Annotated in this window: 28 protein-coding genes; 6 read left to right on the top strand and 22 right to left on the bottom strand. The window is 52.0% G+C overall.

What is annotated here, in order from left to right; genetic code table 11:
- Nucleotides 1–71 precede the first annotated feature (71 nt).
- A complete protein-coding gene (locus tag PHH49_01715; protein ID MDD5487662.1) occupies nt 72–1,487 on the bottom strand; it encodes a PP2C family protein-serine/threonine phosphatase in 1,416 nt (471 codons plus the stop codon).
- Between the two features lie 195 nt (nt 1,488–1,682).
- Between PHH49_01715 and PHH49_01720 the strand changes: the two genes are divergently transcribed.
- From PHH49_01720 to PHH49_01730, 3 genes are read left to right on the top strand one after another with little or no spacing between them, the layout of a single operon-like run.
- Entirely contained in the window at nt 1,683–2,582 is a 900-nt protein-coding gene (locus PHH49_01720) for a DMT family transporter (GenBank protein ID MDD5487663.1), read from the top strand.
- Between the two features lie 14 nt (nt 2,583–2,596).
- Nucleotides 2,597–3,415 carry an ABC transporter ATP-binding protein gene (locus PHH49_01725; GenBank protein MDD5487664.1) on the top strand — a complete coding sequence of 273 codons (819 nt, stop codon included), beginning with the start codon at nt 2,597–2,599 and terminating at the stop codon, nt 3,413–3,415.
- Nucleotides 3,412–4,179, top strand: coding sequence for an ABC transporter permease (locus tag PHH49_01730; GenBank protein MDD5487665.1), 768 nt, complete (start codon nt 3,412–3,414; stop codon nt 4,177–4,179). Before PHH49_01725 ends, PHH49_01730 begins: the two co-directional genes overlap by 4 nt.
- Here PHH49_01730 and PHH49_01735 read toward each other — a convergent pair.
- From PHH49_01735 to PHH49_01745, 3 genes are read right to left on the bottom strand one after another with little or no spacing between them, the layout of a single operon-like run.
- Nucleotides 4,176–5,087, bottom strand: coding sequence for a hypothetical protein (locus tag PHH49_01735; protein MDD5487666.1), 912 nt, complete (start codon nt 5,085–5,087; stop codon nt 4,176–4,178). The genes PHH49_01730 and PHH49_01735 overlap by 4 nt on opposite strands.
- The gene (locus PHH49_01740; GenBank protein ID MDD5487667.1) at nt 5,071–6,510 is read right to left on the bottom strand and encodes a coproporphyrinogen-III oxidase family protein; all 1,440 of its coding nucleotides are present in this window, start codon (nt 6,508–6,510) and stop codon (nt 5,071–5,073) included. The genes PHH49_01735 and PHH49_01740 overlap by 17 nt, the downstream gene beginning before the upstream one ends.
- Complete coding sequence (locus PHH49_01745; GenBank protein MDD5487668.1) at nt 6,507–7,334, bottom strand: methyltransferase domain-containing protein; 828 nt, start codon at nt 7,332–7,334, stop codon at nt 6,507–6,509. Before PHH49_01745 ends, PHH49_01740 begins: the two co-directional genes overlap by 4 nt.
- Before the next feature lie 200 nt (nt 7,335–7,534).
- On the opposite strand from PHH49_01745, the gene PHH49_01750 reads away from it, so the two are divergent.
- The 3 genes from PHH49_01750 to pabB are packed head-to-tail and all read left to right on the top strand — an operon-like array spanning nt 7,535 to nt 10,930.
- Nucleotides 7,535–8,617, top strand: a complete 1,083-nt coding sequence (locus tag PHH49_01750) for a polyprenyl synthetase family protein (GenBank protein MDD5487669.1) — start codon at nt 7,535–7,537, stop codon at nt 8,615–8,617.
- 4 nt (nt 8,618–8,621) lie between these two features.
- Nucleotides 8,622–9,497, top strand: a complete 876-nt coding sequence (gene ispH, locus PHH49_01755; GenBank protein ID MDD5487670.1) for a 4-hydroxy-3-methylbut-2-enyl diphosphate reductase — start codon at nt 8,622–8,624, stop codon at nt 9,495–9,497.
- A 17-nt stretch (nt 9,498–9,514) separates the two neighbouring features.
- A complete protein-coding gene (gene pabB / locus PHH49_01760; GenBank protein ID MDD5487671.1) occupies nt 9,515–10,930 on the top strand; it encodes an aminodeoxychorismate synthase component I in 1,416 nt (471 codons plus the stop codon).
- Here the strand turns inward: pabB and PHH49_01765 are convergent.
- The 18 genes from PHH49_01765 to PHH49_01850 all read right to left on the bottom strand — a co-directional run bounded on the left by PHH49_01765 (nt 10,902) and on the right by PHH49_01850 (nt 23,526).
- On the bottom strand, nt 10,902–12,209 hold the full coding sequence (locus PHH49_01765) for a B12-binding domain-containing radical SAM protein (protein MDD5487672.1): 1,308 nt from the start codon (nt 12,207–12,209) through the stop codon (nt 10,902–10,904). The genes pabB and PHH49_01765 overlap by 29 nt on opposite strands.
- Nucleotides 12,172–12,678, bottom strand: a complete 507-nt coding sequence (locus tag PHH49_01770; protein ID MDD5487673.1) for a TIGR00725 family protein — start codon at nt 12,676–12,678, stop codon at nt 12,172–12,174. Before PHH49_01770 ends, PHH49_01765 begins: the two co-directional genes overlap by 38 nt.
- A 24-nt stretch (nt 12,679–12,702) precedes the next feature.
- Nucleotides 12,703–13,095: an OsmC family protein gene (locus PHH49_01775; GenBank protein MDD5487674.1), complete on the bottom strand. Its 393-nt coding sequence runs from the start codon at nt 13,093–13,095 to the stop codon at nt 12,703–12,705.
- The gene (locus PHH49_01780; protein ID MDD5487675.1) at nt 13,064–13,744 is read right to left on the bottom strand and encodes an HAD-IA family hydrolase; all 681 of its coding nucleotides are present in this window, start codon (nt 13,742–13,744) and stop codon (nt 13,064–13,066) included. Before PHH49_01780 ends, PHH49_01775 begins: the two co-directional genes overlap by 32 nt.
- 52 nt (nt 13,745–13,796) lie before the next feature.
- Nucleotides 13,797–14,882 (bottom strand): mechanosensitive ion channel family protein, encoded by a 1,086-nt coding sequence (locus PHH49_01785; protein MDD5487676.1) that lies wholly within the window; start codon nt 14,880–14,882, stop codon nt 13,797–13,799.
- 95 nt (nt 14,883–14,977) lie between these two features.
- Nucleotides 14,978–15,985, bottom strand: coding sequence for a class II fructose-1,6-bisphosphate aldolase (locus tag PHH49_01790; GenBank protein ID MDD5487677.1), 1,008 nt, complete (start codon nt 15,983–15,985; stop codon nt 14,978–14,980).
- A 188-nt stretch (nt 15,986–16,173) separates the two neighbouring features.
- The gene (locus tag PHH49_01795) at nt 16,174–16,665 is read right to left on the bottom strand and encodes a zf-TFIIB domain-containing protein (protein MDD5487678.1); all 492 of its coding nucleotides are present in this window, start codon (nt 16,663–16,665) and stop codon (nt 16,174–16,176) included.
- A 22-nt stretch (nt 16,666–16,687) separates the two neighbouring features.
- Nucleotides 16,688–17,578 carry a DUF481 domain-containing protein gene (locus PHH49_01800; GenBank protein MDD5487679.1) on the bottom strand — a complete coding sequence of 297 codons (891 nt, stop codon included), beginning with the start codon at nt 17,576–17,578 and terminating at the stop codon, nt 16,688–16,690.
- A gap of 49 nt (nt 17,579–17,627) precedes the next feature.
- A complete protein-coding gene (locus tag PHH49_01805; protein ID MDD5487680.1) occupies nt 17,628–18,347 on the bottom strand; it encodes a hypothetical protein in 720 nt (239 codons plus the stop codon).
- A 55-nt stretch (nt 18,348–18,402) separates the two neighbouring features.
- Nucleotides 18,403–18,717 (bottom strand): cupin domain-containing protein, encoded by a 315-nt coding sequence (locus PHH49_01810; protein ID MDD5487681.1) that lies wholly within the window; start codon nt 18,715–18,717, stop codon nt 18,403–18,405.
- 43 nt (nt 18,718–18,760) lie between these two features.
- A complete protein-coding gene (locus tag PHH49_01815) occupies nt 18,761–19,156 on the bottom strand; it encodes an Rrf2 family transcriptional regulator (GenBank protein MDD5487682.1) in 396 nt (131 codons plus the stop codon).
- Nucleotides 19,157–19,187: 31 nt separating this feature from the next.
- On the bottom strand, nt 19,188–20,135 hold the full coding sequence (locus PHH49_01820; protein MDD5487683.1) for a prenyltransferase: 948 nt from the start codon (nt 20,133–20,135) through the stop codon (nt 19,188–19,190).
- Nucleotides 20,132–20,620, bottom strand: coding sequence for a TlpA disulfide reductase family protein (locus tag PHH49_01825; GenBank protein ID MDD5487684.1), 489 nt, complete (start codon nt 20,618–20,620; stop codon nt 20,132–20,134). Before PHH49_01825 ends, PHH49_01820 begins: the two co-directional genes overlap by 4 nt.
- A gap of 38 nt (nt 20,621–20,658) precedes the next feature.
- Entirely contained in the window at nt 20,659–21,360 is a 702-nt protein-coding gene (locus PHH49_01830; protein MDD5487685.1) for a cytochrome c biogenesis protein CcdA, read from the bottom strand.
- Nucleotides 21,357–22,418: an SO_0444 family Cu/Zn efflux transporter gene (locus PHH49_01835; GenBank protein MDD5487686.1), complete on the bottom strand. Its 1,062-nt coding sequence runs from the start codon at nt 22,416–22,418 to the stop codon at nt 21,357–21,359. Before PHH49_01835 ends, PHH49_01830 begins: the two co-directional genes overlap by 4 nt.
- A gap of 58 nt (nt 22,419–22,476) precedes the next feature.
- Entirely contained in the window at nt 22,477–23,109 is a 633-nt protein-coding gene (locus PHH49_01840; protein ID MDD5487687.1) for an N-glycosylase/DNA lyase, read from the bottom strand.
- Nucleotides 23,106–23,294, bottom strand: a complete 189-nt coding sequence (locus PHH49_01845) for a hypothetical protein (protein MDD5487688.1) — start codon at nt 23,292–23,294, stop codon at nt 23,106–23,108. The genes PHH49_01840 and PHH49_01845 overlap by 4 nt, the downstream gene beginning before the upstream one ends.
- Nucleotides 23,284–23,526 (bottom strand): hypothetical protein, encoded by a 243-nt coding sequence (locus PHH49_01850; GenBank protein ID MDD5487689.1) that lies wholly within the window; start codon nt 23,524–23,526, stop codon nt 23,284–23,286. The genes PHH49_01845 and PHH49_01850 overlap by 11 nt, the downstream gene beginning before the upstream one ends.
- Nucleotides 23,527–23,529: the final 3 nt, after the last annotated feature.

A 23,529-nucleotide genomic window follows, 5' to 3' on the forward strand; every position in this document is an offset into this window, starting at 1 on the left:
TAATTACCGATAACGAATAGTTCAATTATTATACATAAAACACCGTTGTTTGCAACTTATTTGTTGCCACCTCATGCCTTTCCCAGGATACGATCGATAACATGTTTCTCTTCTTTGAGCGTTATACACATTATGCATATGTCATCCTTGAACGGGCCCGACTTGAAAGATTCCAGCTCGCCTATAAGAGCGCTGTTGAGCTCTTCAGATGTGGACCTCGAATGCGCGGCCAGAAGGTCGCGCAATCTTTGTTCCCCGTACTGCTCACCTTTGGCATTGAACGTTTCGGTCACCCCATCGGTATATAAAAGTATCCTTTCCGAATGCCCTATATTTACCGAGTCCTGGTAAATACCATCGTCAACATACGGCAACCCCAGAAGTGACGTCTGCGCGGCCAATTCCCTCATCCCACCCGTCGCGGGATCGATAACATACTGGGGAGGATGTCCATGGTTCGAATATTGCAGTTCCATTTTTTTCATGTCCAGAAGCCCGCAGAACGCGGTAAGGTACATATCCGAACCGGCGAAATCCTCTTTTATGAACTCATTGAGGTCCCTCATAAGGACACCGGGCTCCTTCCCCTCCTTTGCCATGCGTTCGAACTCGGCATGTATCCTGTTGACCAGAAGCGCCGCCGGCACGCCATGGCCTGTTATGTCGCTTATAACAAAGAGGAGCCTTTCCCCCGGAAGGAGCACATATTTCACATAATCCCCCCCGATATAATAGACCGGCACATAGTCAATGGAAACATCGAACTTACGGGTGCTGACGGAATGGGAGATGATGCTCTTATGTATCCTGGACGCGAGTTCCAGCTCCCTGTTCACCTGCTCGTTCCTGGACTCCACCTCTTTCAGGAGGAGAAAATTCTGTATGTCCCTGTTCATCTCATAACGACGCACGGTGAAACAGATGATGAACGACATGAGAAGAAAGATGATACCGTTGAAATAAAGCTCGAATTCCGCCTCCGCTCCCTCGATCTGGAAAAGGAACATGCTGGTCATGAAATGCAACGTATATGCCATGAAATGCATGAAGCCGAGCACCACTGTCTCTGAAGGACGCCATGGTATCGTCACGGAGACAAGAAAGAAGGAAAAAACGAATAACGGCCCTATACCGGCCAGCATCGCTTCCTTGCCGGACTCATCGCCAAAAACAAGGTTGAGCTGGACCATGAGCGCCAGGAGGAAAGCCGTATACAGATAAACACTGAGCTTCGCCGAGAACAGCGACTTCGCCTTATTGCTTATGAAAAGCATTACCGCGCCGCCCAGGGCCAGCAGAAGACCCACCAATATCTCTTCCGGTTTATACCCTTCGGGAAAGAACATGTAGTAGAGCGCGTCGACCACCAAATAGATACTTATCGTCAACCGGCACAAGAGGCCCATCCGGGACCTGATGAGACTGATATATCCCTGGATGAACTCATCCCTGAACTCAGCGGGTATCTCTTTTTGGAACGCCGGCATCCTGCTCCTTTTATTGATATGGGATCACGCGAATATGGCTTTGTTAAATGAAAATAGCACAATAATCGCCTTATTTCAAGCTTATGCGTGATTTCCTTTCCCCAAAATCTCTTGCTTTTGGCCCCTGTTTGAAATATGATTACTTAAGCACCGTCTTCACCCGTTAGTGTTCTCATAAGACGTAATGATGCGGACATGTCAGGTATGCATATAAATGACCACATATTCGGAGGCGTTGCCGCACTTATATCCGCGGCGGCATGGGCTTACGGTCCGATACTGTTCAGGGGATTGAGCGGTCGCTTCACTCCCGCGAGCCTCAACCTGGCAAGATGCGTTCTCGGCGCGCTACTCCTGTCGGCCGTCATGCTGTTCTTCGGCGTCCAGCCATTATCCGCCCGTTCGGTCCTTTTCCTGGTCCTGAGCGGCGTATTCGGCATAGCCCTGGGTGACACCTTCTTCTTCAAGGGACTATTCCATATAGGACCCCGTATGGCCGTCGTTATGGAAACACTTTGCCCGGCCGTGACCGTTATCCTGGCGGTCATATTCCTTGGTGAGCGGCCCACCATACAGGCCTGGACCGGTATATTGCTTATAATCTCCGGCGTCAGCTGGGTGATATGGGAAAAAGGGCCGAAAGAACTCCTTAAGGAGAACTGGGCGAAAGGGGTCAAATTCGGGGTGCTTTCGGTGTTCTTCACTTCCATCGGCATAATACTCACGAAGATCGGCGTCACTTCGTCCGGCCCGGTGACCTCGACAGTAATAAGGCTTATTTCGGGCGGGACCGTGTTATTCATCTTCGCCATACTGAGGCAAGAGCCTCTGGGATGGATAGCCCCGTTCAGGGAAGGCCGGGTATGCCTCCGGTTCTTCTCCGCCGTCATGATAGGTACTTGTATCGGGTTGCTCTTCTCTGTTATCGCGTTAAAATATACGGCGGCGTCCCTGGCGGTACCGCTTAACTCCACAAGCCCGATATTCGTTATTCCCATGGCGTACCTGGTGTTCGGGGAAAGGATCTCACAGAGGTCCATGGTCGGAGCTTTCATGACCGTAGCGGGCGTGACCCTGGTCTTGCTTTTCAGTTGAAGGATGATGTGTATATGGACCATATGATCGATATTGAACATGTCTCAAAAGATTATTGCGCGGGCGACGAACGCATAAGCGCCCTGGCTGACGTTTCCATGTCCATACCGGCAGGAAGCTTTTCCTGTATCATCGGCCCATCCGGCTGCGGCAAGACCACGCTGCTCAGGATAATATCCGGCCTGGAAAAGCCTTCATCCGGCCGGGTCATGTTCTCCGGGGACAAGAACGCCCAGTTCGCTTACGTTTTCCAGGACACACTTCTTTTCCCGTGGCTCACCGTATATGACAACGTGGAAGTCGTATTGAAGCATGCCGACGTATCCGTAAAAAAGGACCGCGCAACTATCGAAGAAAGCCTCGACAGGGTCGGCCTCCTCAAGTTCAGGGACCTTTATCCTTCCGAACTCTCCGGAGGCATGCTTAAACGATTATCCATTGCGCGGGCCATAGCGGTCAGGCCTGCCGTGATACTCATGGATGAACCTTTCGTGTATCTTGATTTCCAGACCAGGGAATCGATGCACAATCTTGTACTCGACCTGTACTCACAGGAAAAGACCACCGTGCTTTTCGTTACGCATGACATACGCGAAGCGATAATATTGAGTTCTCATATATACGTCATGTCCTCGTCCCCGGGCCATATAAAATCAGGCCTAGACGTCCCGTTCGGATACCCGCGCGATATCGGCGACCTGTTGCATGCCGACGGTTTCCATGACATATACTCTTCGGTAGATTCGCTGCTCAGGGAAGAGGTCAAAAAAACTTTCAGGAAAGAGGAGGAATACCTGTTGGAACACCGGGTCGGGAGGAAAAGGATAAGATGAGGTTCGCACGCGGATTGAAACATATGCTCATGAACACATACTCCCCGCTCATACTCCTGGTACTGTGGGAAGTGTCCGTAAGATGTGGATTCGTGAACAGCATATTCATCCCTACCCCTTCTTCCCTCTTCTCCGAGTTCTCCCGTCTCGTCCTTGCTGGCACATTGGCAAAAGATTGCGGCATAAGCCTTATGCGCATACTCGCGGGACTCGTAGTGGGCGGCCTGCCCGGCCTTATCCTCGGCGTTTTCATGGGCCGGAAAAGGTCCGTATATCTCTTCATGAACCCGCTTGTGAACATGGCCTATCCGGTACCCAAAATAGCCTTGATCCCGTTCATAATACTCATGCTTGGCATCGGGGAAGCTTCAAAGATAACCGTTATCGCCCTCGGGGCTTTTTTCATAATGCTTATAAATACATGCCACGGCGTATCCTCTATTGATCGCCGGTATTTCGATGTGGCCCGGGTCTATAAGTTCTCCGCCATGGACAGATGGCTGGATATCATCATTCCCGCGTCCATGCCTTCCATGTTCAACGGGATAAGGCTCTCATCCGGGCTGTGCTTTTCACTGGTAGTGGCCGCTGAGTTCATCGGCGGGTCATCAGGGATAGGCTACAGGCTTTGGACATCATGGGAGGCTTTTGATATAAAACGCATGTTCGTCTCGCTAATAGTGATATCCCTTATGGGATGGGCCTTCAACGCGATCATAGACATGATCGGAGAGCGCGCCATGCCCTGGAAGGCCCGGACTTAGCGGAACTCGCCGCGTTCCCTGCCCTCAAGGTATCTTCTTCTCACAAGCCAGTTAAAAATGATGTAGAACGGGGCGAAGATCATTCTCAGGCACAACGCGGTCCTTGATACGGTCTTTACCTCGGCATCTGATGGGACATATTCCTCCTCAAGAAGGTCTGCCGGGCACCTCTTTTCCCCGCCAGGGGCCGCAATATCCATTCCTCTTTTCTTTATTCCATCCTCCACTACGCCCCTTATCACCGGCATCATCATCTCTACATACTTCGCGACCGTCCCTTCACGCGTAGCCGCCGGGCTCACGCGCTGTCTTAAGTTCGAAAAGAACGTGAACCAGCACAACGGCTGTATGTATTTAGTGCTAAAGACCTCGAACCCGGTCCTGTACCCTTTATCCTTGAGGTATTTCCTGGTTTTGACATTGAGATCATATATCGGATTGATGAACTCCAGCCCATATCCGTGATACAGTCCCCTTATGGCGTTTATGAACCCGACCTTATGGGAACTATGGTGATACTCCGCCCTTGTGGCCCCGTCCGCGCATACCGTGATCCCGTGTTCCAGGCAGTACAATATTGACGCGGCGCGCATGGAAAGCTGGCAGGTACAGCACCACATCCCCAGGGGGGACCATTCACTCCCGAACGAAGCGCAGTTCTCAGGATATTTTTCAAGCAGTTTTTTCTGCACGCCCCTTATGTCCACTATTTTGTGCACGAACTTAGTATCCGGGTGTTCCCGTTCGAGATGCGCCAGGTTGCTCCGGGAAAGTCCCAGGAACACCTCCGTCAGCACCCTGAATGTGACAAGATGTACTTCTTTTGCCTTGCCGGCCAGTACGGTGGCCGCGGTGAGGGAATCGTATCCTCCTGAAAAATTAAGCATGACCTTATCTATATTTCGCATAAGGGTTCAATTCTCCTTCCGCGTACACTTCACGCGGAAATGGGATATATTCCATCTGGTAAAAGTACTCACAAACCTCATCAGCTATAAAACGTCCTTTTCCCGTAAGGTAGATCTTTTTATCGTCCACCCCGATGAGCCCGTATCCTTCGAGCGTCTTTATCCCATCGGCGAAACGTTCCGATATGTCGATGCCTGTCCGGGTCCTGTACATCTCTTTATATACTTTGCCCCAGCATTTGAGAGGCATTACAAGGGCCCTTATGGCATCCTCTTCTTGTGTGCGTTCCTTTCCCGATACGATAGGCATCCTACCCGCCGCTACACGCGCGCAGTATTCCTTCATATCCTTTCGCACGTTCCACGCGATCTTCCTGGCGTATCCGCTCCAGGAAGAAAGCCCTACTCCCATAACGTCATGCAACAAACAGCTGAAATCCCTGGCGTATCGCGACATCGCCGCGACGTCCCTCGCAAAAACCCTCGTAAGGTTCTCCTTATACCCCTTCTGCCCGCTGATCACTATGCCGAGGGCCTTCATCAACCTTATGTCATTTATATGTCCCTCTTCCGCCACAAGCCCGGGATACAGCGTCTTTATCGCCCCCTCTTCCGGGCCGTAAGGCTTGACGCGCAAACGATATAACTGAAGCTCCTCGGGCTCAAGGCCCACGGCCTTCCCCATATCGTCCATCCATCCCTTGACCGTTTGCCCCGGATAACCGTAAATAAGTTCGATACATATGTTATTGAAGCCGGCCACGCGTGCCTGTTCGAACGCGCGGACCGCGTCGGCGGCGTTATGCGCCCGTCCCATGCCTTCCAGTATCCTGTCGTCAAAGGACTGCATCCCGATAGTCAACCTGTCCACACCATATTCACGCAGTATCCTGAGTTTTTCAGAACCCTCAGGCCCGAGCAAAGTGGTCGGGTCCACGTCGAACGAGAGCTGAGAACAGGAGGAAATGTCCACGCGGTCCATGAACCCAGCCATAAAGAACGACAAGAGCTCCGGGGACATATCGGTCGGGGTCCCTCCCCCCACCAGTATGGACCTGGCCTTGACCCTCTCCACCCCGGTAGCCGCCATATACATATCCATCTCTCTCAACATGGACCTTATATATGTTTTTTTCTCCTCCTCAGGACAATTGACACATACCGCGAAATGGCAGAACACGCATTTCTTCCGGCAAAAAGGTATATGCGCGTATACGACCACCTTGCCGTCCCCTTCAGGACGATAACCGCTGAAATACCCTTCCGGCGTGATTTCCGGATATGTTTCTATCGGGGGATAGTGTATGGACGGGGCGAACATATCCCCGGACGCGATCATCCCGGCCCCCTGGAGCGCGTTAAGATCAAAAGCCTCAAGCATGGCTACGGCGTGATCTATCTGGTCATTTTGCGCGCTTTTCATATATCGCCATCCCCGCTAGCCGCTGGTTTCTCAAAAATAAAGAAGAACATATACCTTCCATGGAAGAACCTTTGTTTTTCGCTCATCATCCTGTACATATCCGTATCCTTGAATCTTCCCATTTGCCGGCCATGTTCCGCGGAAAGGTAAAGATCCTGCTCCTCTACGAACCGCAATCCTATACTCTCAAAATTCCGTTTCACGATATCCAGGTCACGCGCTATCACCAGCATTCCGTACGCGCTGCCGCCGGGCATACTTATCTCTTCCTGTCTTGGATCATCCACAAGATCTATCACGGCTATCCTGCCGCCGGGTTTCAAGGCCTTATACACGCTTTTCATGAATATACGCTGGTCGTTGAACGTGCTCCTCAGGTCATATGGTAACGCTTCGTCATTCGGGTCAAAGAGGAAAATAGCGCTCAAGAGGAAAAAAGCCATGTCAACGGAGTTTTCCGGCAAGGTTATATCCCTGACCTCATTCTTTACAAGCGTAATGTTGTCGTAAGGGTTGGCCTTTCTGTCAGACATGCGCTCCTCAAAATAATTCTTGAGGTCGTACGGCCACCTTATATCCACCGCGTATACCCTTCCGGCCGGGCCTACGGCCCTGGCCAGAGGGAAAGTGAAATACCCGGCGCCCGCCCCTACATCCGCCACCACATCTCCCTGTCCAAGAGCCAGCAAGCTGACGGCCTTCTCCGGATAGAACACCATATCCCGATCGGGCATCACCCAGTATTCCCAGTATCTGTAGGCATTCTCGACCTCCCGGTCACCCTGGATATCCGGCGTCTTTTCCCCGGCGCATCCAATGAACATGGATACGCACAGGAGCACCAAAAACGAACACACGCATGGATCCTTCCGGGACACGCCGCTCACAGGTAAATTCCTTTCTTGCTAAAACGGTCTTATGGTTTATAATGTATGATGTGCCGACAAGGGATCATTCCCCTTAGAGTAATATTATACATATAGTATCTCATTAAGACACATAATTATAGCAGAAAGACCTGGTCATGCCGTATTATCCGATAGACCACCTCAGAAAAGATATCAACGACACTCTCGAAGGGATATTATCCGGCTCTTCCGGCTTTCCCGAAATGAAATCCACCTCTCCGGAACTGGCGAAGAACCTGCATGGTTTCATCACCCGTAAGGGTAAACGTATCCGCCCGCTCCTTTTCCTCATAAGCTATCTGGGATATACTCCCAGGAGAAAAATGAATTATCCGGGGCTCTTGAGGTCCGCCGCCTCGATAGAATTGCTGCACGATTTCCTGCTGGTACATGACGACGTTATCGACAATTCGGACCTGAGGCGCGGAAAACCGTCGCTGCACAGGGTGTTCAACAAGACGTTCCGCGTAACAGCCCATGACAGGCTGGGGTATGACCTCAGCATAGTGGCCGGCGACATACTTTACGCCCTCGCGATCGAGAACTTCCTGTCCGTGGACGAGGACCCCGAACTCAAGGAAAAAGCCCTCCGTATCTTCACGGGTTCGGCCGTACTGACCGGCATAGGCGAATATATCGACGTGGTGAACAACACAAGGAATATCGACAAGCTCTCCCACAACGATATCGCGAGCACCTATATACTCAAAACAGCAAAATATACCTTCGAGGGCCCCATGCTGGCGGGATCCGTACTCGCCGGCGTAGGCGTAAAAGAACAGGAACGGATATCGGAAATGGCCCTTTCCCTTGGCCAGGCCTTCCAGATACACGACGACCTTATCGATATCTTCTCCACTTCGGGAGACACCGGGAAACCCATGTTCTCAGACCTAAATGAATCAAAAAAAACGCTGATCGCGTGGAGAACATGCCATTCCCTCAGGGGAAAGGACCGGGATTCCTTCAGGAAGGTCCTGGGAAAAAAGAACAAAACAGCCGCCGACCTCAAAAGGCTTTACAACATGATAACGGGCACAGGAGCCGGGGAATTCTGCCGCGGGGAGACTATCGCCCTGTTGGACAAAGCGATGGACTCCTGCCTTGAACTGAAAATAAACGCCAGATACAAAGAGGAACTCGTTTCCATGATAATCCGTTTGGCGAAAAAGACCGAAAAACTTCGCATACCTTCTTGAACACATGAAAATAAACATCGCTAAAAGTTCCGGGTTCTGTTTCGGGGTCAAAAGGGCCATAGAGATCAGCAGTTCCCTGGCCTGCCCGGGCAAAAAAGTATATGTGCTGGGCGATATAGTACATAACAGCTTTGTAGTCGAGGACCTTAGGAAAAAAGGCATCAAAAAGATCGAACAGATACGCCCCATGAAGAACGCGACCCTCATTATTCGGGCCCATGGTGCCGGAAAGAGCACTTTCCTCAAAGCTGAAAAATGTGGGTTCAAGATAGTCGACGCTACCTGCCCCAAGGTAAAAGAGATATACAAGATAGCCCGCCAGCTGGAGAAGTCCCACAGGATAATAATCATAGGCGATGCCGGGCATGACGAGGTCAAGGGCATAGCCGGACAGTTGGAGCATAAACCCATAGTGGTCGAATCCCCCGGGACCGTCCCCTTCGGCAAGTTGAGGAATTTCAGGAAGGCAGCGGTAATAACACAATCCACACAGACATTGGACAACATAAACAGCACTATGGACGTTCTCAGGTCGGTCCTGCCTGATGTGGAACTTTATAATACGACCTGCCGGACGACCCACATAAAACAGGAGGAGATCAATAGACTACCACGCAACAATGACGTCGTCCTGATAATCGGCTCCAAGACAAGCGCGAACACAAAAAGACTGTTCCAGATATCACGTAAGATCAACAATAAAACATACTGGATAGAGTCTTCCAGGGGCCTGCGTTCCTCATGGTTGACCGGAGCGCGAAGCGTAGGCATAATGGCCGGGGCGTCCACACCCGACAAGATAACGGATGCCGTGGTCAAAAAGCTCAAGTCATTCGGGAATAGCACCGGTAAGCGGCCTTCCCGGCAGAGCGCGAAATAGTTCCATCCCGATACGCCATGGACAAACTTTTTCCCGACATTAAAGAGGAGCTGCTTCAGGAGGACATCTCAAGCCCATACCGTCCTGACGAGATCTATGCCTTGTTCTCCGGCGAGATGGATACCGCGATCCTGGACAGTTCCCTCACATCGGACGCCGGGAGGTTCTCCTTTATAGGCCTTCATCCTTTTGCCAAGATCACCGGCCGCAAGGATAGGACAGTTCTCTCGACTAAAAGCGAAACGCGCAATATCGGGGAACCACCCCTGGAGGTACTTGACCACCTGATCTCATCGACCCGCGTTATCAACACAACGGACTCGCCCCTGGCCGCTGGCTGTATGGGGTTCTTCTCTTACGGCCTCAAGAACTCGATCGAGCTGCTCCCATCTAACGCCATGGACGACACTTCGATCCCCGACATCTATTTTGTGTTCTACCGGGTGATACTTACCTTTGACGCGACAAGACCCGGCAGGATACGAATATCCGTTCTTGACATGAAAGATAACGGCCGCCTCGACCCCGCCGAGCTGCTTGAGGACACCAAGCTCAAGATAATGGCATACCGGGGAGGGCGCATATCCCTCAGGGGCTTTTCCCGCGGGAAAATAGCTTCCAATTTCGCCAAACAGGACTACATCGCATCCATCAACAAGGCCCTTGAACATATACGCGCGGGCGACATCTACCAGGTCTGCCTGGCCCAAAGGTTCTCCTCATCTTTCAGTGGCGAGCCATACGATCTGTTCCTGCGGCTTAACCGCGATAATCCCTCACCATTCGCGGCTTATCTTAACTTCGACAGGATAAAAGTGGTCTCGTCCTCCCCCGAACTTTTCCTCAGGGTCCGTGGACGTTCGATAGAAACACGGCCGATGAAGGGAACAAGACCCATAGGCGGCACAGAGGAAGAGACCCGCCGAATGATACGCGAACTCACAGAGAACGAAAAAGAAAAAGCCGAACTTTCCATGATAGTGGACCTTGAACGCAACGACCTGGGAAAAGTATCTGAGCACGGCAGTGTGATCCTGAAGGAACACCGGCGGATAGAGACCTATCCGACCGTCATACAGAGCATCTCGATCGTACAGGGCACATTGAGAACAGGAACTTCTACCTCCGACATCATCAAGGCATGTTTTCCCGGAGGATCGATCTCTGGCTGCCCCAAGATCCGGGCCCTCCAGATGATCGACGAGCTCGAACCGCATGCAAGAGGCGTTTATACCGGGGCTATCGGGTATCTGAGCTTCCATGACACCCTGGACCTCAATATCGCCATCCGCACGATAACGATAAGGAATGGATACGCTTATTTCCACGCGGGTGGAGGGATCGTGGTCGATTCCGATCCTGAAAAGGAGTTCGAGGAGACCCTTATCAAGGCAAAAGCCCTTATCAACGCCGTTCGTCCAGTGAACGATTGAACATCCTGGCTTTCTCTTTTATCCTCGAGACCTTGTCCCACTCCTCCGGCGCGAAGGAAGGGAACACGCTGTTATTCTGGAGAAGCGGCTCATTTATACGTTCACCTGAAATACCCGCGAGCCTGGTCCCCGGCACCGGAGAGAACTCGCTCAACGATATCCTGGCTCCGAGAGAGTTTATGTACGCGATGCTTCCCTCTACGTCAGAGAAAGTGCTTCCTGGCACCCCGAGCATGAGATATACCGTGATGTCCCCACGCCGGTACCCCGCGTCATAGAGATACCGCACGGCCCCCTCCAGCTCGTCTTTCGTCACCTTCTCATGCCATCCCGCCCCTTTAATGTCATCCGCCGTTTCCAGGCTGAGTATTGGACGGACAAAGCCCGCCCCGCGCATTTTACGCGCTATTTCATCCGTCATAAACCGGGCATGAAGGCCGTTGGGCGTGTAAAAGTCCGCCTTTATCCCCCCTTTTTCAAGCAGGTCCAGATATTCGCAGAAATGCTGTCCGTCCGAGAGCAGGGCGTCGTCATAAAAAGCGAACTTCCTTATGCCTTTTTCATAAAGACCTTTTATCTCGGCAAAAGCCCTGCTCGCGGTTTTCCTCATAAGCGGCGGCGATAGCCTCCTCTGGGCGCAATACGCGCAGTCAAAAGGGCACCCCAGCGAAAGCCTGAGCACGGCGTACGGCGTGTTCGGATAGTAGCTGTAATCCAGGTCCTCGTCCAGTATGCGCGCGAAGGATATCTCTTCCCCTCCACCCGTTATACTGCCAAGTTCCCGTATATCCTGACTGGCTATGACATGATCGGCGCCGCTGTGCCTTACAGCATGATCATGACAAAGTGTGGCATACACGCCCCCCAGCACTATTACCGCTTTATCGTATCTCTCCCTGGCCATGCGAATAACCCTGAATACGCCCGGATACCAGTATGTCATGCCGGAAGAAACAAGAACGATATCCACGTCGGTATCCGGCAATACCCGCTCGAACACCTCATCAGGCATACCATACCTCTTATAGGCCCTGGGGACATCGCGGAGGACATCCGGTTTTTCGACCTCCTCTGAAAAGAATTTACCCGTACCGTCCCCATGTTCCTTGAGGAAAGTGGCCATTTCGGGCGCGTGCCGGTCCATGGCATCAGCCATATACAGCTCATGACCGCCCTTTTTAAGTATGGATGAGAGCTTCAGGAGTCCCCATGGTTTCATCCATAGGTCATACGCGGCAAAATCATATATCCATGGATTTATGAGGAGTATTCTCTTCATGTTCGTGTCTGTCCGGGTGTTCATGACCTGAAAGTATCGCCCGAAGTTCCTCGGGTGACACCAACTCATGCACACCGTCGATCTTCCATCCTCCGAACGTATAGACCGGCTTCTTGGCCCCAAGGGCAAAACCTATTTCCGAAAGTGTCCCGCATTTACCCGGCAGGGCGACCACCACATCCGGTCCTCCGGCGACAAGCGTATTACGTGAATACCCCATGCCGGTAGTGATAGCTATATCCACATACCTGTTGGCGTCATGTTTGTCGTCACCCGGCAACATGCCTATGGTCAGGCCGCCAACCGATTTCGCGCCTTTACACGCGGCCTCCATCACACCGGAGAGTCCGCCGCACATGAGCACCGCTCCCTCTTCCGCTATGATACGCCCCGTCTTTTCGGCCATCGCGTATACGGACGCGCCGCACTCGTGCCCTCCTACGACCGACACGACCAGTCTACCTGCCATAACTAACCTCCCGAGGTAACTTTCTTATTCCGATATAATGACTTCGACAGAAGGGTGTTCCCTCAATGTATTGTGGATCAGGCATTTGTCCATCGCGGCCATGAGAGCTTTCTTGCGTCCCCCAAGTTCAGTACCCGCCAGGCCTACCATCACCTTGATCGAAGATATCTTTTTATGGTCCTCACTCTCGGACCAATCCACATCCATCTTGAGCGCCGCCGGGTCTATGCCGGCCGTATTAAGATAACTTACGGCATACACGCCTATGCACGTACCCAGTGAAGCGATAAAGAGCTCGGGCGGGGTCATCCCCTCATCCGATCCGCCTTTTTCCGGAGAAAGGTCCACCGTAAGTTCATGACCCCTGGTCCTTACCTCGAACTTCTTACCTCCCCTGAAACTTATCTCCATCCCCATATCGCCCCCCTTGCCGGACTATCTTACATATGTCAGAAAATTCATCCACGATAAAATCCGGGTCGGCATCAATCATCTTCCCCTTATCCCCGATGCCGTAAGTGACCCCGCACGTCATTATCCCCGCGGCTTTCCCGGCTTTGATATCTACATCCATGTCCCCCACCATAAGACACTTTTCTTTCCGCATGCCGCCGACCAGAGCCTTATTTATGGGGCACGCGGAGGGTTTAAGGCAGTTCTCGTCATCTCCGCCGATAATATCCGAAAAATACTCTCCAACCCCCAGCGTTCTCAATGTCTTTTCCGCCGAGGCTCTTGACCTGTTGGTAACTATGACCCTGTGACGACCCAAAAGAGGCAACGTATCCCTGACCCCCGGATATAACGCGGTAGTATCTAGGCAATGCCGACCGTAATATTCCCGGAAAACGTTTCTCGCCTCCTCCAGCCTTTGTCCATTCCCATCCCCCAGGGCATCCGATAGAAGCTCGACCACGCCGCCGCCTATATACGATATCACTTCGTCATATGGCCTTTCCGGAAGCCCCATAGAGGACAACATGTGATTCACCGAAGAAACGATATCCCGGCTTGAATCTACGAGAGTACCGTCAAGGTCGAAGAACACTACCTCTAGTCCTGCCATCTTGCACCTATGCCTGTAAGAAGTTATTGTTCTTGCCGCGGAATAGAGCCTGTCAGGGATCTTTACGGTCCGTTCTTATAGGGTCCGAACCCGGATTCCAGTCAAGCGTCCTTATAGGATAAGGTATCACGATACCTTCCTCTTTATATCGCTTATGAAGCCTTTTTATGAATTCATGTTTGATCAGGTAATTATCCACGAACTCCCTGGCCCTCAGTATGACCGAGAAATCTATCCTGAAATCGTTAAAGGTATGGTAACGTATGAAAGGCTCGAATTCGGGCACACCGCCCTGGACGGTCCTAAGTACGTCCCTGCCGACCTCTATGGTCACCTTCTCCACCTGTTCCAGGTCGGAATCATAATGCACCCCTACCTGCACAAGCACGGCAAGTTCCGTCTCCGGGTAATAATAGTTGAGCACCCTAGAGTTCACCAGCACCTTGTTCGGTATGACCACGGTATTATTCGGGAGCATCCTTATCCATGTCGACCGCCACCCTATTTTAGTGACATACCCTTCTTCCCCCGTATCCAGCTTTATGAATTGTCCTAGAGATATGGGCTTGTCCATCACTATCTGAACACCCGAAAAGAAATTCTCAAGGGTAGGTTGCAGCGCGAGAGCTATCGCCAGGGATCCTATGCCCAGTGAAGCGAGAAGCGGCGTTATGGATATCCCGAAGCTGTCCAGTAATATAAGTACGCCTATACCGATAACAAGAAAACGGACCAGACCGGAGAACACCCCTTTTGAGGTCTTCAGGACCGGTATTTTTTCCGAATATATCGCTATGAGGCCCTTGAACATACGGTCCAGGAAAAGTATGATGGCCACTACGGCGGTAGCCTTGAACGTTATGTCCACGAACTTGATTATGTCCCCGCCTTCGCCCCCAAAGTCGAATACGTTCTCGACGAACGCTATGCCGGAAACGAATATAAGGAGAATGAGCGGCGTATCAAGAGATTCCAGCAATACGTCATCCAGTTTGGTCTTGGTCTTACGCGCGACGCTCACCACTTTTATATAGAATACCTTCTTGACCAGGAGGAATACGGTTATCCACAGGAAATAGATCACGGGCACATAAATGGATCCCGGTATCTCCAACCCCATAAGGACGATATTCTTCACTTCCTACCTCCGTGACCGGTTCTTGGGCCCCATTTACCGGGACGCATTGAAAAGGGGGGGCGGTCTTTCCGCCCCCCCGCTTATCCATAACGGGCTTAAGCCTTGCCGGCGCTGCCTAGAACATGCTCGTTCTTATGTTTGTACATAGCTATCAGGGCGTCCCTTGCCGGACCGAGATACTTGCGTGGATCGAATTCCGCCGGCTTTTCGTTGAATAGCTTACGCACAGCCGCGGTCATCCACAGGCGACCGTCGGAATCTATGTTGACCTTGCATACCGACGACTTCGCGGCTTTACGGATCTGTTCCTCGGGTATGCCGACGGAATCCTTAAGCGCGCCGCCGTTCTGGTTTATTATTCTTACCGCCTCTACCGGCACCGAAGACGACCCATGCAGGACTATGGCGAACCCGGGTATCCTTTTTTCCACTTCCTCGAGGATATCAAACCTGAGTTCCGGCGGGATGTACACTCCATCGGCGTTCTTGGTGCATTGTTCCGGCTTGAACTTGTTGGCGCCATGCGATGTCCCTATCGATATCGCCAGCGAATCCACCCCGGTGCGTTTAACGAAATCCTCGACCTCTTCAGGCTGGGTATAGGTCGACTTCTCGGCCGAGACCTCGTCCTCTATGCCCGCCAGTACCCCAAGCTCACCTTCCACGGTAACGTCATATTTATGCGCGTACTCGACCACCTGCTTGGTGAGTTCGATATTTTTCTCGTATGGGTGATGTGATCCATCTATCATGACCGAGGAAAAACCGCTTTCTATACATGACACACAAAGCTCGAACGTATCGCCATGGTCAAGATGCAGGGCTATGGGAATATCCTTAAGCCCCTTCGCCTTGGCGTGTTCCTTCATCATCTCCACGGCACCCTGCCCCATATACCTCAAAAGCGTCTGGTTGGCGTATTTACGCGCGCCGCTCGACACCTGCAGTATCACCGGTGACTGTGTTTCCACACAGGCCACGATTATAGCCTGGATCTGTTCCATATTATTAAAATTATACGCCGGTACGGCATATTTGCCTTTCATGGCCTTGGCGAACATATCTTTGGTATTTACCAGCCCTAGATCTTTGTAACTTGCCATTTTACTCCCTTTCTTTATGTTTGTTGGTAATATCCGGGGAAACCACCGGGATCTTTTTAAGTGACTATTGTATCAATTTCGGCACACAATACAAGGGAAAAATCGGATAACTCCTCCTCCTGGCCGGACATCACCCGATCCTGGATATTTCCGTAACTATCGCCACAGTAAAGTGTTAACGCTCACGCTCACCTGTTCCATATAGTAGCCCTGAACGCGCCAGCCAGCTTCCTTATGGCCTGCCCGCGATCCTTTTCCGCGGCAGCTATCAGTTCCTTCGCGGCCCGGTATTCCGGGATATCGTTCAGCATCTTCTCCACATAAGCGTCTATATCCCGGTCACTCATGTATGAGTCCCTTATTTCCTTGAGCTCTCCCGGGTCCAGGAAGAACCCGCCGCAACTATAGCATTCATCCACGTTGACTTCCTGGGACCTTTTGTACTTATGTATGTGCATGGGCATCTGGCACTTCGGACACGGGATCTGTCCCCTGTTCTCGTCATTGGTACGCGGCATCTTAAGGGCTTCTTCCAGGGCCCCGCCAAGCCCTTCGGAATGTTCATCAAGCATCTTTAGCTCCATATTATCGAACCAGATACCCTTACAGTTCTCGCACACATCGACCTTTACCCCGAAATTCTTTTCTACCATCTTCCCAGAGCATACCGGGCAATTCATGACGTCTCCTTTCATTATGACATTAGAACGAACCCACAAGCGACGACGTTATGCGTATATCGTTCTTTTCCGTCGACGGCGGCGGGGACGCGTTGTACTCATCCACGACACTTAATCTTACCGAAACGCCCTTATACAAAGGCGCTGTCAGGCTCCCTTTATATTGCAGCCTGTAAGAATCCATATCCTCGAGTTCCTGGTACAGGACAAGGTCATTGGTGAAGGTCAGTTTGTCCAGGATCTTGTTCTCCAGGAATATCCTGGGCCTTATTATGGCCGCGTCATCATCTTTTTTCGCCGTGTTATACTCCGTGTGTTGCCAGCCGATACCGATCTCAGCGAAAAGTCCCAGGGTTTCCAGGTCGTAGAACCAGTATCCGACACCCGTGGACGGGGTGTACCTTATGTCGATCTCGGCGAACTTATCATGGTCCGAGTCGAACCGGTAGAACTGGTACCATTTCCTGGTCCGGCCGAAGCTGTAAGCGTAACGCCCCATCGCGCTCCACTTCTGAGCATCCGGTTTCCCATCGACCGCGGAATAATAGATATCCCCCGCGGCGGTCATCTCATCCTCGTGTTCTATCTTACGGTTCACAAGCACGCTCCCGCTGAACTCATCCGTATCAGTATTCCCCCTTGCGGCGTTGTACCCCGCGCTGATCTCCCTTTTCCACCGGGCCGCGGGCTTGCCGGCGGGAGCTTCCTCCTCCGCTGGCCGAGCCCCGGACCTTTTCATGCTCTTTATCGCCGAGCTATCTATCTCCACTTCCCCCATATATCCGGTCCTCACCGTAACGCCGCTATCACTTTCCTCCAATATCTCCCCGGTGATCCTGTCCCCGTTATTCAGGACGAGCTCATCCCCGCGAACGGTGCCGGATATGGCCAGCGTGAACAAGATAGTTGTCATAAAAAACACAGTTTTCACTATTACCTTCCGTTTAATTTCGCCCCGCCGTTCACCCTTCTATCACCGGGGACGCGTCCGGATCAAAAGGATTAGTCCTTACCGCCAGCGAGAACAGGTAGGGATAATTTTTCTTGAGATGCCGCATATAATCCAGCCATTGATGCACAAGCAGCGCATAAGCCCGCTTTATATCACCGGCGATATGCTCCATATCCGCTTTGGGCAACGCCTCGAACGACGGCCGGGCCATCGATTCCCCCATAAGGTGGAAAACACCCCACAACAGTCCGGTGAATTTGTCATGTTCCAGCAAGTTAGGGTTAGCCAGGAGCTCGAGAAGCAGGAACTGTTTTACTTTAAGGATGTCCCTGGCTCTTTCAAAACCCGCGACGTCGGGCTCGATGCTGTACCCGTAGTTCCTCAGGAACAGCTCGATCCTCTCCCATTTGTCATCAGGCCAATCCGTGTCGATCTGGAGCTTGGCCCTGAGTTTATGTACATCCGGGTCCATAGCGGCGAATGTCCTGATAAGATCGGTACCGATCTCGCTAAAAAAAACACCGATAAGCATGTTGAGCTTTTCCAGGAAGATACGTTTCTCCCTGGAACTCAGGAACCGGTGTACTATCAGGGTCACTATGAGCACTTCAACGGGAACGAACGCGATATCCCCCAACAGGTAGATATAGATATGGTGCGCGTCATGGAAAATTAGGTAATGCAGGCCATATAGCAGTGCCGATAACAGGACAAGGGCTATCCCCAGCACCGTTTTCCACCCGAATAATCTTTTGAGTCGTGTTCCAGGCCATTTCACGCCCGCATCACCCCTTTATCATTATGAGCAACATCTTGAACCTGTCCATGGCCTTAAGCGCATGGGGTTCCCCCGCGGGTATGATTATGGCCTCCCCGGAACTGACCTGATGTTCCCCTCCAGATATGGTGACGGCCGCTTTTCCCTCGAGCACATATACAATGGCATTGAAAGGCGCGGTATGTTCGCTGAGCCCCTCGCCCTTATCGAACGCGAACATGGTCACGTTCCCCGCCGGCTCCTTGGCGATCACCCTGCTTACTATCGATGATTCCCCAAAACTGACCATGTCCGAAAGTGAAAATACTCTTGCCGGTTCCATATCCCTCCACATGTTATCGCGCCATGATCTCCTGGCGCGCGCCTTATTTCTTCTTCAATAGGGACGTTATACTTATCGCCTTGAACTCACCGGTCAGGTAAGATTCGATCGCGTCCAGTTTGTCCTTGAAGACACATTCCGCTATATGCGGACAGACCTTTCCCTTGAACATATGGTCGTTCAGGTGCATGGTACCCTGGAACGTTTCAAGGATATCAAATATGTTGATATCATCCGGGCTCAAGACCAGGGAAAACCCCCCACCCTTGCCCTTGCATGACTTGAGGACACCTTTTTTATTGAGGCGTTGGAATATCTTCCTGAGGAACGGCCTGGGTATTTCAAGTTCCTCCGCCAGCTCCTTAACGGAAACTATCTTTTTCCCCGAGCCGGCGATACACACCAGCGCCCTTACCGCGTAATCCGTGTCCCTGGTCATGAATTTCACTTTATCCTCCTCGATTTGCGAACTACCCGTTCCAGGTCAGCGTCGACACTAGTACGGACACTATAAGACAAACTCCAACAATATTATACATCAAAATCGTATTTGCGCCAGCTTCCACCAGGCCTTCCGGGTCCCCGGACCTTTTCTTGAGCACCTTCCCGGCCCTAAGGGCCGGGAAATACAAAAGCACGCATGAAAGTACCAGCGGCGGCAATATCCCGGATAACACATCAATGATAAGGCTGGCCACGGAAAGAACGGCCAGGGTCCAGAACAACTTATATCCATTATCCGGTCCTATCAGGCTGATAAGGTTCTTCTTTCCCGCCACCACATCCATTCCATGATCCGGTACCTCATTGCACACTATAACGGAAGTTATCAGGAACGATAACGGGAGCGACATGGCGATAGCGCTACCGGTGACAGTACCCGTTACCACGTAAAAAGCACCGCATATCAGCATAGGCCCGAACAGGAGGAATATCACGAGTTCCCCATAGTACCTGTAAGCTAATTTCATCGGTGGCATGCTGTAGGCTGCCGTAAGCGCGCCTCCGGCCAACATGAACATGAGAACGCCGATACCGGCCGTCATGATATACACGGCTATGCCCGCTCCCAGCGCCAGGACCATCAAAAAAGCCCCCGTCATCAGGCAAAGTGCCGGAGCCGCGCTGCCGCTAACGATGACCTTGCTCCCCCCGAAGAAGGGACTTGTATGAACGGAAAGGCTATCCGCTCCCATCCTGTAGTCAAAATAGTTATTAAGCGCGTTCCCTCCGGCATGCGCCGATATGACCCCCAGGAACCCGGCAACAACAGGCATCACGGATACCTCATATCCTTTATACACGGCGAACATCACCCCGGCCAGGAAAGGTAATATACTGGCCGGGATAAAGTTGAACCGCGTCATCTCCAGGAAGACCTTGAGCCCTTTCCGTACCCGCGCACCCGTGCTCATCATATCTTTATCTTTTTTTCCATATCCACGATATCGTGTCCTTCATACAAAATGTTCATATCCCCGTCTAACGCTATTATCGTGGGAATGCTCCTTACCCCGTAGCTATTGGCGACCTCACCGTCAGCATCGAGAAGCACGGTGTAGTTTATTTTCTTACTTTCGGCAAAACTCGAGACCTTTGCCGGGCTTTCCTGTATGTTCACACCCAGCACAGCGATATCCGCGCCCTTGCGGGTATTGAGATCATTCACATACGGGACCTCCCTCTGGCACGGCGGGCACCATGTCGCGAAGAACACGAGGACCGCTTTTTTCCCGGGCCCGAGCTTGTCCGAAAGCCTGACCTCGCTGCCGTTGAGGGCCTTCAGTGAAAAATCAGCGCCTTTGCCCGCCGGGCTTACAGGTTCATTTCCGGCCCTGGCGCAGGAACAGAACAAAAGTACAGGCAAGAGCACGAACGCGGTGAGGTTTCTCCTTAAGAACATTAAAGGTCCCATATCCATATCCTTTCCGGCCCCGGCGCTTATACGCTCAGCATCCCGGCCTTGAAAATGAAATATTCACCCAATAATATCATCACGAACGCGAAGACCTTCTGCAACACTTCCAGGGCCTTACCGGACTTCGGCAGGCCGGTCACTATACCCGCGAACGTCCCGACCACGACCAGCATGGTGCCCAGCCCTATGGCGTAGACAAAAAGCAGAGAGAACCCGGCAACTATGCTCCTTGTGGTGGCCACAAAGGCCAGCACGGCCCCCAGCACCGAAACGGAACAAGGTGAAGCGATAAGCCCCGATACTATGCCCATGAAGAACACCGAGAGCCCGCTGCCGCCACTTATCACTTTTCCCGCGCCGGCCTTATTGAGCAGGAACGCCGGTATCGGGACCACACCAAGAAAAGAGAGGGCGAAAAATATCATTATGTTGCCCACGATAAGATGCGCTATCGGGCTGGACTGCACCCCACCGAAAAGCTGTCCCGTATACGCCGCCACCATGCCCAGGACCGAAAATGTCAATGCCATCCCCAGGACATAAAGACACGATAACGCCAGGTTCGCGAGCTTGGACCTTTCTTTGTTTATCCCGATAACGCTTACCGTAACAGGTATCAGCGGATAGATACACGGAGTAAGGGACGTGATAACACCGCCCGCGTATACGACAAGATATGTCAAAAGCGAGACCTGGGTTATCTCGTAAGATATATTCCCTATCATGAACTTCTCCTTTCCCGTTCTTTACCCTTTATCATCCCATATAACTTGCTGCATGATATAGCGGCCACAAGTATGCCGCTCGAGACCGAGCCCAGCCACGCCGGCACCATATCATGCGCGCCGGAAGCGGTAACTATATCCAGGCTCATGGATCGTCCGTAAAGAACGTCCATTCCGGTACCCAAAAAAAGAGCGCATGCCACAATGGACCCTATGTATACCGCGAGCGCCTTGTAGCCCATATTAGTGCATACGACGGACATCGTGACTATATTGGTCGCCGGCCCGGCCATCAGGAATACCAGCGCCGCCCCGGGTGACATGCCCTTGATGATAAGGGCCGCCGCTATGGGGATAGAGGCTGTCGCGCACACATACATGGGGATCCCCGCTAAAAGCATTATGACCATGGACATAAGCCCATGCCCTAGATATTTTGAAATGATGTTCTCCGGCATGAAATAGGTTATGATCCCTCCCACCAGTATACCGATAAGTATCGCTCCACCCGTATCCTTCATGAGCTCGCCGAAAGCGTACGTGAAAATATGCCGGACACGTTCGCCGATAGTATGAGGGTGTTCCTTACGCGCGTCGCACAAAAGACACTCGGCATGTTCGACCTGGTCGCGGCCATCATCCTTCCCGGCCGGGATAAGGTCCATGACCGTACCGGCCAGCACGCCACTTATGAACGCCGCTACCATCCTGAACACGGTAAATATACCCCCCATGAGGGAATATGTCGCGAAGATGGAATCCACGCCGGTCGTAGGCGCCGAGATAAGGAAAGACAGGACCGCCCCCCTGCTGGCCCCGGACTTGCGGAGGGCCATGGCCGTGGGTATGACAGAGCACGAGCACAGAGGCAGGGGGATCCCGAATATCGAGGCCTTCACGGACGACAGGAACCCTTTCCCCCCCAAGCGCCGGGCTATAAAACGCGGGTCCAGGAACCCTCTCAGGAGACCGGCGAAAAGGAACCCGAACAAAAGATACGGAGCCATCCGGTTAAGCAGTAGATATGATTCCCTGAACACGCCCATTATCATGGCCATCTATATCCTCATCCTTTCCAGCCGTTCCACTGCCGCGACCGGCTGTCTACCGGCCTTATCACTTGAATATCTCGCCCGTCTCCCTTGACCAGAACAATATGTCCAGTTCATCCATGGCTATACCGATATCGCGGGAAAAACACCTGAGCCGGGCCTCTAATTCAGCATACCTCTGTACGGTAATATTCGAAGGTATCTCCTTTACCAGCCCCAACCTCTTCATGTTCCTGAGTATATGGACATCTAATATGGCCAGGTCCCCGCCGAAACCGATATTCCGCAGGAAGTGACTGGCCTCCTTATACCCGACACCTTTTATATTGTCCGCAAGCCACTTCCGAGACGAAAGAACGTCCTTTCCGTCTATCCTGGACCTTATCTCTATCTTTCCGCCTTTCGAAAGGAGATCGCGGTCATACACAATGAAACGGGCCTTGTTGTTGGGGAACCTCACGCCTACAAGGTGTTCTCTGATCTCATCTTCATTCCCGGTATAAAGCACACGTGTCCCGACAAGGGTTCTTATGGCCCGGTCGCATACCACAGCCTTGGACTGGGGGGTACATACACAGAAACAAAGTTCGGCGAAGATCTCCTCATCACCCAGCGCCCATATCTTCTTGAATTCGGAAAGACGGCGCCGGATGCTCTTTTTCTTGGCCGCGTATTCGGCCTTCAGTTGATGTTTCATTTCACGTAATCTATCAATTGTTCCACGAGTTTTATATGGACGATCTCGTCATCCCTTATCGCGGTGAGCTCTTCCTTTATCTGGGGATCTTCCAGCTGGCTGATGTAATGCTCATAGAAGTTCTTGGCTCTTTTCTCATGTTCCAATATCTCCCGGAATTCCTTCCTCATCACGTCAATATTCACTGCGCCCTCCCGCCTCTACGCGACGCGCTATGCCCTCTACCGCGGCCTTATGGCGCGTTGAATCACTATGTAGCTTGTGGAGTATCTTCTTTATTTTTCCCTTGGTCACATCGTCGATATCCTCGGCATGGGCCAGAAGCCCTTCGGAGAACTTCGTGAACATAGTGACCATGCCTTCTTCGACATATATGACCTCCTGAAGCCCCGCTATGAGCCTTTCCCGGCTTATCATACG

Source organism: Candidatus Omnitrophota bacterium (assembly GCA_028715965.1).
GTDB lineage: Bacteria > Omnitrophota > Gorgyraeia > Tantalellales > Tantalellaceae > JAQUQS01.

What these genes read in the sequence shown, in the direction of transcription:
- PHH49_01715 (MDD5487662.1), bottom strand. Translation starts at nt 1,487, where the DNA reads ATGCCGGCGTTCCAAAAAGAGATACCCGCTGAGTTCAGGGATGAGTTC.
- PHH49_01720 (MDD5487663.1), top strand. Translation starts at nt 1,683, where the DNA reads ATGTCAGGTATGCATATAAATGACCACATATTCGGAGGCGTTGCCGCA.
- PHH49_01725 (MDD5487664.1), top strand. Translation starts at nt 2,597, where the DNA reads ATGGACCATATGATCGATATTGAACATGTCTCAAAAGATTATTGCGCG.
- PHH49_01730 (MDD5487665.1), top strand. Translation starts at nt 3,412, where the DNA reads ATGAGGTTCGCACGCGGATTGAAACATATGCTCATGAACACATACTCC.
- PHH49_01735 (MDD5487666.1), bottom strand. Translation starts at nt 5,087, where the DNA reads ATGCGAAATATAGATAAGGTCATGCTTAATTTTTCAGGAGGATACGAT.
- PHH49_01740 (MDD5487667.1), bottom strand. Translation starts at nt 6,510, where the DNA reads ATGAAAAGCGCGCAAAATGACCAGATAGATCACGCCGTAGCCATGCTT.
- PHH49_01745 (MDD5487668.1), bottom strand. Translation starts at nt 7,334, where the DNA reads ATGTTCATTGGATGCGCCGGGGAAAAGACGCCGGATATCCAGGGTGAC.
- PHH49_01750 (MDD5487669.1), top strand. Translation starts at nt 7,535, where the DNA reads ATGCCGTATTATCCGATAGACCACCTCAGAAAAGATATCAACGACACT.
- ispH (MDD5487670.1), top strand. Translation starts at nt 8,622, where the DNA reads ATGAAAATAAACATCGCTAAAAGTTCCGGGTTCTGTTTCGGGGTCAAA.
- pabB (MDD5487671.1), top strand. Translation starts at nt 9,515, where the DNA reads ATGGACAAACTTTTTCCCGACATTAAAGAGGAGCTGCTTCAGGAGGAC.
- PHH49_01765 (MDD5487672.1), bottom strand. Translation starts at nt 12,209, where the DNA reads ATGAAGAGAATACTCCTCATAAATCCATGGATATATGATTTTGCCGCG.
- PHH49_01770 (MDD5487673.1), bottom strand. Translation starts at nt 12,678, where the DNA reads ATGGCAGGTAGACTGGTCGTGTCGGTCGTAGGAGGGCACGAGTGCGGC.
- PHH49_01775 (MDD5487674.1), bottom strand. Translation starts at nt 13,095, where the DNA reads ATGGGGATGGAGATAAGTTTCAGGGGAGGTAAGAAGTTCGAGGTAAGG.
- PHH49_01780 (MDD5487675.1), bottom strand. Translation starts at nt 13,744, where the DNA reads ATGGCAGGACTAGAGGTAGTGTTCTTCGACCTTGACGGTACTCTCGTA.
- PHH49_01790 (MDD5487677.1), bottom strand. Translation starts at nt 15,985, where the DNA reads ATGGCAAGTTACAAAGATCTAGGGCTGGTAAATACCAAAGATATGTTC.
- PHH49_01795 (MDD5487678.1), bottom strand. Translation starts at nt 16,665, where the DNA reads ATGAATTGCCCGGTATGCTCTGGGAAGATGGTAGAAAAGAATTTCGGG.
- PHH49_01800 (MDD5487679.1), bottom strand. Translation starts at nt 17,578, where the DNA reads ATGACAACTATCTTGTTCACGCTGGCCATATCCGGCACCGTTCGCGGG.
- PHH49_01810 (MDD5487681.1), bottom strand. Translation starts at nt 18,717, where the DNA reads ATGGAACCGGCAAGAGTATTTTCACTTTCGGACATGGTCAGTTTTGGG.
- PHH49_01815 (MDD5487682.1), bottom strand. Translation starts at nt 19,156, where the DNA reads ATGACCAGGGACACGGATTACGCGGTAAGGGCGCTGGTGTGTATCGCC.
- PHH49_01820 (MDD5487683.1), bottom strand. Translation starts at nt 20,135, where the DNA reads ATGATGAGCACGGGTGCGCGGGTACGGAAAGGGCTCAAGGTCTTCCTG.
- PHH49_01825 (MDD5487684.1), bottom strand. Translation starts at nt 20,620, where the DNA reads ATGTTCTTAAGGAGAAACCTCACCGCGTTCGTGCTCTTGCCTGTACTT.
- PHH49_01830 (MDD5487685.1), bottom strand. Translation starts at nt 21,360, where the DNA reads ATGATAGGGAATATATCTTACGAGATAACCCAGGTCTCGCTTTTGACA.
- PHH49_01835 (MDD5487686.1), bottom strand. Translation starts at nt 22,418, where the DNA reads ATGGCCATGATAATGGGCGTGTTCAGGGAATCATATCTACTGCTTAAC.
- PHH49_01840 (MDD5487687.1), bottom strand. Translation starts at nt 23,109, where the DNA reads ATGAAACATCAACTGAAGGCCGAATACGCGGCCAAGAAAAAGAGCATC.
- PHH49_01850 (MDD5487689.1), bottom strand. Translation starts at nt 23,526, where the DNA reads ATGATAAGCCGGGAAAGGCTCATAGCGGGGCTTCAGGAGGTCATATAT.